Here is a 6,447-nt window from a genome sequence, read left to right as displayed (position 1 = left end):
CGCATCGACGTGTTCGGCGCCTGAGGGAGAAGACGAGTCCAATGGGAATCCGCAAATACAAGCCGACTACGCCGGGCCGTCGTGGCTCGAGCGTCGCCGACTTCGTCGAGATCACTCGTACGGTGCCGGAGAAGTCGCTGGTGCGGCCGCTGCATTCCAAGGGTGGTCGCAACGTGCACGGCCGGGTCACGGTGCGCCACCAAGGTGGCGGTCACAAGCGCGCCTACCGGCTCATCGACTTCCGTCGTGACGACAAGGACGGCGTGCCGGCCAAGGTCGCGCACATCGAATACGACCCGAACCGCACCGCCCGCATCGCACTGCTGCACTACGCCGACGGCGAGAAGCGCTACATCATCGCGCCGGCCCGGCTCCAGCAGGGCGATGTCGTCGAGGCTGGTCCGAGCAGTGACATCAAGCCCGGTAACACGCTGCCGCTGCGCAACATCCCGGTCGGCACCGTCGTCCACGCGATTGAGCTTCGGCCCGGTGGCGGGGCGAAGATCGCCCGCTCGGCCGGCACCAGTGTTCAGCTCGTGGCCAAGGAAGGCGCTTTCGCGCAACTGCGCATGCCGTCCGGTGAGATCCGCAACGTCGACGTGCGCTGCCGGGCAACCGTCGGCGAGGTCGGCAACGCCGAGCAGAGCAACACCAACTGGGGTAAGGCCGGCCGCATGCGCTGGAAGGGCAAGCGCCCGACCGTCCGTGGTGTTGCCATGAACCCGGTCGACCACCCGCACGGTGGTGGCGAGGGCAAGACGTCCGGTGGTCGCCACCCGGTGAACCCGAACGGCAAGCCCGAGGGCCGCACGCGTCGCCGCAAGGCCAGCGACCAGCTGATCGTCCGCCGTCGTCGTACGAACAAGAAGCGTTGAGGGGCTGAGTAATGCCACGCAGTTTGAAGAAGGGCCCGTTCGTCGACGACCACCTGCTCAAGAAGGTGGACGTCGCCAATGACAAGGGCAGCAAGAACGTGATCAAGACCTGGTCGCGTCGCTCGACGATCATCCCCGACATGCTCGGGCACACGATCGCCGTGCACGACGGCCGCAAGCACGTCCCGGTGTTCGTCACCGAGGGCATGGTCGGTCACAAGCTGGGCGAGTTCGCGCCGACCCGGACGTTCAAGGGCCACATCAAGGACGACCGCCGCGCCCGGCGGGGCTGAGCGGGAACGGGATAGAGACATGAGTTCACCAGACACCGAGGTGCGCACGGCCTTCGCGAAGGCGTCGCATGTCCGCGTCACGCCGATGAAGGCGCGTCGCGTCATCGACCTCATCCGTGACATGCCGGCCGCCGAGGCGCTGGCGATGCTGAAGTTCGCGCCGCAGGCCGCGAGCGAGCCGATCGCCAAGGTCCTCGCCAGCGCGATCGCCAACGCGGAGCACAACTTCTCGCTCGACCCCGAGTCGCTCGTCATCTCGCGGGCGTTCGTCGACGAGGGCCCGACGATGAAGCGGTTCCGGCCGCGGGCCCAGGGTCGCGCCTACCGCATCCGCAAGCGCACCAGCCACATCACGATCGAGGTCGAGAGCATCGACACGACCAGCAAGCAGAAGGGACGGACTCGCTGATGGGTCAGAAAGTCAATCCCAACGGGTTCCGTCTCGGCATCAGCACCGACTGGAAGAGTCGTTGGTTCGCCGACAAGCAGTACGCGGAGTACGTGAAGGAAGACGTCGCCATCCGCCGGCTCATGTCCAAGGGCATGGAGCGCGCGGGTATCGCGAAGGTCGAGATCGAGCGCACCCGTGACCGCGTCCGCGTGGACATCCACACGGCCCGCCCGGGCATCGTCATCGGCCGCCGCGGCGCCGAGGCCGACCGCATCCGCGGCGAGCTCGAGAAGCTCACCGGCAAGCAGGTCCAGCTGAACATCCTCGAGGTCAAGAACCCCGAGGCCGACGCCCAGCTGGTGGCGCAGGGTGTGGCCGAGCAGCTCAGCAACCGCGTGAGCTTCCGCCGCGCGATGCGCAAGAGCATGCAGTCGACGCTGAAGAGCCAGGGCGTCAAGGGCATCCGCGTGCAGTGCTCGGGCCGCCTCGGTGGCGCCGAGATGTCGCGCTCGGAGTTCTACCGCGAGGGACGCGTCCCGCTGCACACGCTGCGCGCGAACATCGACTACGGCTTCTACGAGGCCCGCACGACGTTCGGCCGCATCGGCGTGAAGGTCTGGATCTACAAGGGCGAGGTGCCGACCGGTTCGCGCGCCGAGCGCGAGGCCGCCGCCGCTGCCGAGGCGCTGCGCCAGCGTCGTGACCGTCCGGCCGGCGGGGCCGCGCGCCCGCGCCGCTCCGGTTCGCAGGGCACCACGGGTGTCAGCACCGATGCGGGACGCGCGGCGTCCGGCGAGGCGCCGGCCACCGAGCCCGCGGCGGTCGAGCCCGACCTGCAGGAGTCGCCGATCACCACCGAGGCCGCTGCCGCGGCCGAGGTCGCGACCGACGCTCCGGCCGAGGTCACCACCGAGGCTCCGGCCACCATCGAGGCTCCGGCCACCACCGAGGCGCCGGCCACCACCGAGGCGTCGACCGACGCCGCGCCGGCGGCCGAGCCCACCGAGAGCACGGAGAGCTGAGTCATGCTCATCCCACGCAGAGTCAAGCACCGCAAGCAGCACCACCCCACCCGCCGCGGCATGGCGAGTGGTGGTACCCAGGTGTCCTTCGGTGAGTACGGCATCCAGGCCCTGGAGCCGGCGTACGTGACCAACCGGCAGATCGAGTCGGCGCGTATCGCGATCAACCGACGCATCCGTCGTGGCGGCAAGGTGTGGATCAACATCTACCCCGACCGTCCGCTGACCAAGAAGCCCGCCGAGACCCGCATGGGTTCCGGTAAGGGGTCGCCGGAGTGGTGGATCGCGAACGTCAAGCCGGGCCGGGTGCTCTTCGAGCTCTCGTTCCCGAACGAGGTCGTCGCCCGCGAGGCGCTGACCCGGGCGATCCACAAGCTGCCGATGAAGTGCCGCATCGTGACGCGGGAAGTGAGTGATTTCTGATGGCTGCCACTACCAGTGAGCTGCGCGAGCTGCACGACGACGAGCTCGAGACGCGACTGCGCGAGTCCAAGGAAGAGCTGTTCAACCTGCGCTTCCAGATGGCGACCGGGCAGCTGGACAACAACCGGCGACTGCGCACCGTGAAACACGACATCGCGCGGATCTACACGGTCCTGCGCGAGCGTGAGCTCGGGCTGTCCGTCGCCCCGAGTGAAGGTGTTACCGCATGAGCGAGTCAACGGACGTGACGGCGAAGGCCGGCCGCGAGACGTTCCGCAAGGTCCGCGAGGGCCTGGTCGTGAGCGACAAGATGGAGAAGACGGTGGTTGTCGAGGTCGAGGACCGCGTCAAGCACCCGCTGTACGGCAAGGTCATGCGTCGCACCACCAAGCTCAAGGTGCACGACGAGACCAACCAGATCGGCGTGGGCGACCGCGTTCTGATCATGGAGACCCGCCCGCAGTCGGCCACGAAGCGCTGGCGTGTGGTCGAGGTTCTCGAGCGGGCCAAGTAAGTATCGATCTGGGTTGTCGCCGGTCGTGTGGCCGGATGGCAGCAGCGGCGCTCTAGTGAGTTCTAGGAGTAAGCAGTGATTCAGCAGGAGTCGCGACTTCGGGTCGCCGACAACACCGGGGCCAAGGAAATCTTGTGCATCCGGGTAATGGGCGGCTCCGGGCGTCGTTACGCCGGGATCGGCGACATCATCGTCGCCACCGTCAAGGACGCGCTGCCCGGCGCCGGCGTCAAGAAGGGCGACGTCGTCAAGGCGGTCATCGTGCGCACGGTCAAGGAGCGCCGCCGCCCCGATGGCAGCTACATCCGCTTCGACGAGAACGCGGCCGTGCTCATCAAGGCAGACGGTGAGCCCCGCGGGACCCGCATCTTCGGCCCGGTCGGCCGCGAGCTGCGCGACAAGCGTTTCATGAAGATCATTTCTCTCGCACCCGAGGTTCTGTGATGAAGGTAAAGAGGGGCGACGAGGTCGTCGTCATCGCCGGCAAGGACCGCGGCGTCAAGGGCAAGGTCATCGCGGCCGACCCCGAGACGAACAAGGTCGTTGTCGAGGGCGTCAACCGGGTCACGAAGCACACCCGCGTCGGCACCACCGCACGCGGCGCCAAGTCCGGCGGCATCGAGCACATCGAGGCGCCGATCAGCGCCAGCAACGTCATGGTGATCGACGGCGAGGGCAAGGCCACTCGCGTCGGCTACCGGCGTGACGAGGAGAGCGGCCGCAACGTGCGCGTCTCGCGGCGCTCCGGAAAGGACCTGTCATGACGGCGACCACCGAGACGCCCACCCCGCGGCTCAAGGCCCGATACCGCGAGGAGATCGTGCCGGCGCTGTCCGAGCAGTTCTCCTTCGGCAACCCGATGCAGGTGCCCGGTCTGGTCAAGATCGTGGTCAACATGGGTGTCGGCCAGGCCGCCAAGGACAGCAAGCTGATGGACGGCGCGGTCCGCGACCTCACGCTGATCACCGGCCAGAAGCCGCTCGTGCAGAAGGCCCGCAAGTCCATCGCGCAGTTCAAGCTGCGCGAGGGCATGCCGATCGGCGCGAAGGTCACCCTGCGCGGCGACCGGATGTGGGAGTTCCTCGACCGGCTGCTGTCGCTCGCGCTGCCCCGCATCCGTGACTTCCGCGGCCTGTCCGACCGTCAGTTCGACGGCAACGGCAACTACACGTTCGGCCTGACCGAGCAGTCGATGTTCCACGAGATCGACCCCGACTCGATCGACCGTCCGCGCGGTATGGACATCACCGTCGTGACGTCCGCGGCCAACGACGACGAGGGCCGCGCGCTGCTCAAGGCGCTCGGCTTCCCCTTCAAGGAGAACAGCTGATGGCCAAGACCGCTCTGAAGATGAAGGCTGCCGGCAAGCAGAAGTTCGCGGTGCGTGGCTACACGCGCTGCCAGCGCTGCGGCCGTTCGCAGGCCGTCTACCGCAAGTTCGGCCTGTGCCGCATCTGCTTCCGCGAGATGGCTCACGCGGGCGAACTGCCAGGCGTCACCAAGTCGTCCTGGTAAACCCTCTTCGCCACAGGCCCGACCGGGAACCGGGGCGAGAAAGTAGTTGATTTCATGACAATGACCGACCCGATCGCAGACATGTTGACCCGTCTGCGCAACGCGAACACGGCCTTCCACGACACCGTCGTGATGCCGCACTCGAAGCTCAAGGGCCACATCGCCGAGATCCTCAAGCAGGAGGGTTACATCGCCGGCTTCAAGATCGGCGACGCCCCCGAGGGCCAGGTGGGCCGCGTGCTGAGCATCGAGCTCAAGTACGGCCCGAACCGCGAGCGCAGCATCGCCGGTGTCCGCCGCGTGTCCAAGCCCGGGCTGCGCGTCTACGCGAAGTCCACGGGCCTGCCGCGCGTGCTGGGTGGCCTCGGCACCGCGATCATCTCGACGTCCAACGGCCTGCTGACCGACCGTCAGGCAGCCAAGCGCGGAGTAGGCGGAGAAGTTCTCGCCTACGTCTGGTGAGAGGAGGAGACCAGTGAGCAGAATCGGAAAGCTTCCGGTCGCCGTCCCCTCGGGCGTCGACGTCGACATCGCCGGCCAGACCGTGACCGTCAAGGGCCCCAAGGGCAGCCTGACGCACGTCGTGGCCGAGCCCATCACGGTCAGCCACGACAGCGGCACGATCACCCTCGCCCGTCCGGACGAGGAGCGGGTCTCGAAGTCGCTGCACGGCCTGTCCCGCACCCTGATCGCGAACATGGTCGTCGGGGTCACCGAGGGCTACACCAAGAAGCTCGAGATCGTCGGCACGGGTTACCGCGTCGTCGCCAAGGGCAGCGACCTCGAGTTCGCGCTCGGCTTCTCGCACCCGGTGCCGGTCCCGGCCCCCGAGGGCATCACCTTCGCCGTCGAGACGCCCACGCGGTTCTCCGTGTCGGGCATCGACAAGCAGAAGGTCGGCGAGGTGGCCGCCAAGATCCGCAAGCTGCGCAAGCCCGACCCGTACAAGGGCAAGGGCGTGCGCTACGCCGGCGAGGTCATCCGTCGCAAGGCCGGTAAGGCAGGTAAGAAGTAATGGGCGCATCAACCATCGCCAAGCAGGCCCGTCGTTCGGCCGGAATCTCGGCCGCCCGTCGGGTGGGCAAGTCGCGTCGCCACTTCCGGCTGCGCAAGAAGGTCGTCGGCTCGGCCGAGCGTCCGCGCCTGGTCGTGTCGCGCTCGTCGCGCCACCTGTTCGTCCAGGTCGTCGACGACGCGACGGGCACGACCCTCGCGTCGGGCTCGACGTTCAAGCTGACCGACGGCGACAAGACCGCGCAGGCCCGCCAGCTGGGCACGACGGTGGCCGAGGCCGCCAAGGCGGCCGGCGTCACCAAGGTCGTCTTCGACCGCGGTGGCAACACCTACACCGGCCGGATCGCGGCCTTCGCTGACGCGGCCCGCGAAGCCGGACTGGAGTTCTGAGCAATGAGCA

Annotated in this window: 13 protein-coding genes and 1 pseudogene; all 14 read left to right on the top strand. The window is 67.8% G+C overall.

Features of this window, described 5'->3' with window-relative positions:
* Window positions 1-41 precede the first annotated feature (41 nt).
* The 14 genes and pseudogenes from rplB to rplR all read left to right on the top strand — a co-directional run bounded on the left by rplB (window position 42) and on the right by rplR (window position 6,437).
* Complete coding sequence (rplB, locus tag VGN18_RS21035; RefSeq protein WP_327541689.1) at window positions 42-875, top strand: 50S ribosomal protein L2; 834 nt, start codon at window positions 42-44, stop codon at window positions 873-875.
* A gap of 11 nt (window positions 876-886) precedes the next feature.
* A complete protein-coding gene (gene rpsS / locus VGN18_RS21030) occupies window positions 887-1,168 on the top strand; it encodes a 30S ribosomal protein S19 (RefSeq protein ID WP_327541688.1) in 282 nt (93 codons plus the stop codon).
* Between the two features lie 19 nt (window positions 1,169-1,187).
* Window positions 1,188-1,577, top strand: coding sequence for a 50S ribosomal protein L22 (gene rplV / locus VGN18_RS21025; RefSeq protein WP_327541687.1), 390 nt, complete (start codon window positions 1,188-1,190; stop codon window positions 1,575-1,577).
* Window positions 1,577-2,404: pseudogene (gene rpsC, locus VGN18_RS21020) on the top strand (30S ribosomal protein S3); the annotation flags it as partial. The gene rplV and the pseudogene rpsC, both read left to right, overlap by 1 nt.
* Window positions 2,405-2,584: 180 nt before the next feature.
* The gene (gene rplP / locus VGN18_RS21015) at window positions 2,585-3,004 is read left to right on the top strand and encodes a 50S ribosomal protein L16 (protein WP_327541686.1); all 420 of its coding nucleotides are present in this window, start codon (window positions 2,585-2,587) and stop codon (window positions 3,002-3,004) included.
* Entirely contained in the window at window positions 3,004-3,234 is a 231-nt protein-coding gene (gene rpmC, locus VGN18_RS21010) for a 50S ribosomal protein L29 (RefSeq protein ID WP_327541685.1), read from the top strand. Before rplP ends, rpmC begins: the two co-directional genes overlap by 1 nt.
* The gene (gene rpsQ / locus VGN18_RS21005) at window positions 3,231-3,518 is read left to right on the top strand and encodes a 30S ribosomal protein S17 (protein WP_327541684.1); all 288 of its coding nucleotides are present in this window, start codon (window positions 3,231-3,233) and stop codon (window positions 3,516-3,518) included. The genes rpmC and rpsQ overlap by 4 nt, the downstream gene beginning before the upstream one ends.
* Window positions 3,519-3,593: 75 nt before the next feature.
* Window positions 3,594-3,962, top strand: a complete 369-nt coding sequence (gene rplN, locus VGN18_RS21000; protein ID WP_327541683.1) for a 50S ribosomal protein L14 — start codon at window positions 3,594-3,596, stop codon at window positions 3,960-3,962.
* Entirely contained in the window at window positions 3,962-4,282 is a 321-nt protein-coding gene (gene rplX, locus VGN18_RS20995; protein WP_327541682.1) for a 50S ribosomal protein L24, read from the top strand. Before rplN ends, rplX begins: the two co-directional genes overlap by 1 nt.
* Window positions 4,279-4,848 (top strand): 50S ribosomal protein L5, encoded by a 570-nt coding sequence (gene rplE, locus VGN18_RS20990; protein ID WP_327541681.1) that lies wholly within the window; start codon window positions 4,279-4,281, stop codon window positions 4,846-4,848. Before rplX ends, rplE begins: the two co-directional genes overlap by 4 nt.
* Entirely contained in the window at window positions 4,848-5,033 is a 186-nt protein-coding gene (locus tag VGN18_RS20985) for a type Z 30S ribosomal protein S14 (protein WP_327541680.1), read from the top strand. Before rplE ends, VGN18_RS20985 begins: the two co-directional genes overlap by 1 nt.
* A gap of 54 nt (window positions 5,034-5,087) precedes the next feature.
* The gene (gene rpsH, locus VGN18_RS20980; protein WP_327541679.1) at window positions 5,088-5,495 is read left to right on the top strand and encodes a 30S ribosomal protein S8; all 408 of its coding nucleotides are present in this window, start codon (window positions 5,088-5,090) and stop codon (window positions 5,493-5,495) included.
* A gap of 13 nt (window positions 5,496-5,508) precedes the next feature.
* On the top strand, window positions 5,509-6,048 hold the full coding sequence (rplF, locus tag VGN18_RS20975; RefSeq protein ID WP_327541678.1) for a 50S ribosomal protein L6: 540 nt from the start codon (window positions 5,509-5,511) through the stop codon (window positions 6,046-6,048).
* On the top strand, window positions 6,048-6,437 hold the full coding sequence (rplR, locus tag VGN18_RS20970; protein WP_327541677.1) for a 50S ribosomal protein L18: 390 nt from the start codon (window positions 6,048-6,050) through the stop codon (window positions 6,435-6,437). The genes rplF and rplR overlap by 1 nt, the downstream gene beginning before the upstream one ends.
* Window positions 6,438-6,447: the final 10 nt, after the last annotated feature.

Origin of the sequence: Jatrophihabitans sp., from assembly GCF_036000465.1 — a bacterium.
Taxonomy (GTDB): Bacteria; Actinomycetota; Actinomycetes; order Mycobacteriales; family Jatrophihabitantaceae; genus Jatrophihabitans.
The sequence above is the reverse complement of the archived record's forward strand: the minus strand, read 5'-3'. Positions and strand labels throughout refer to the sequence as shown.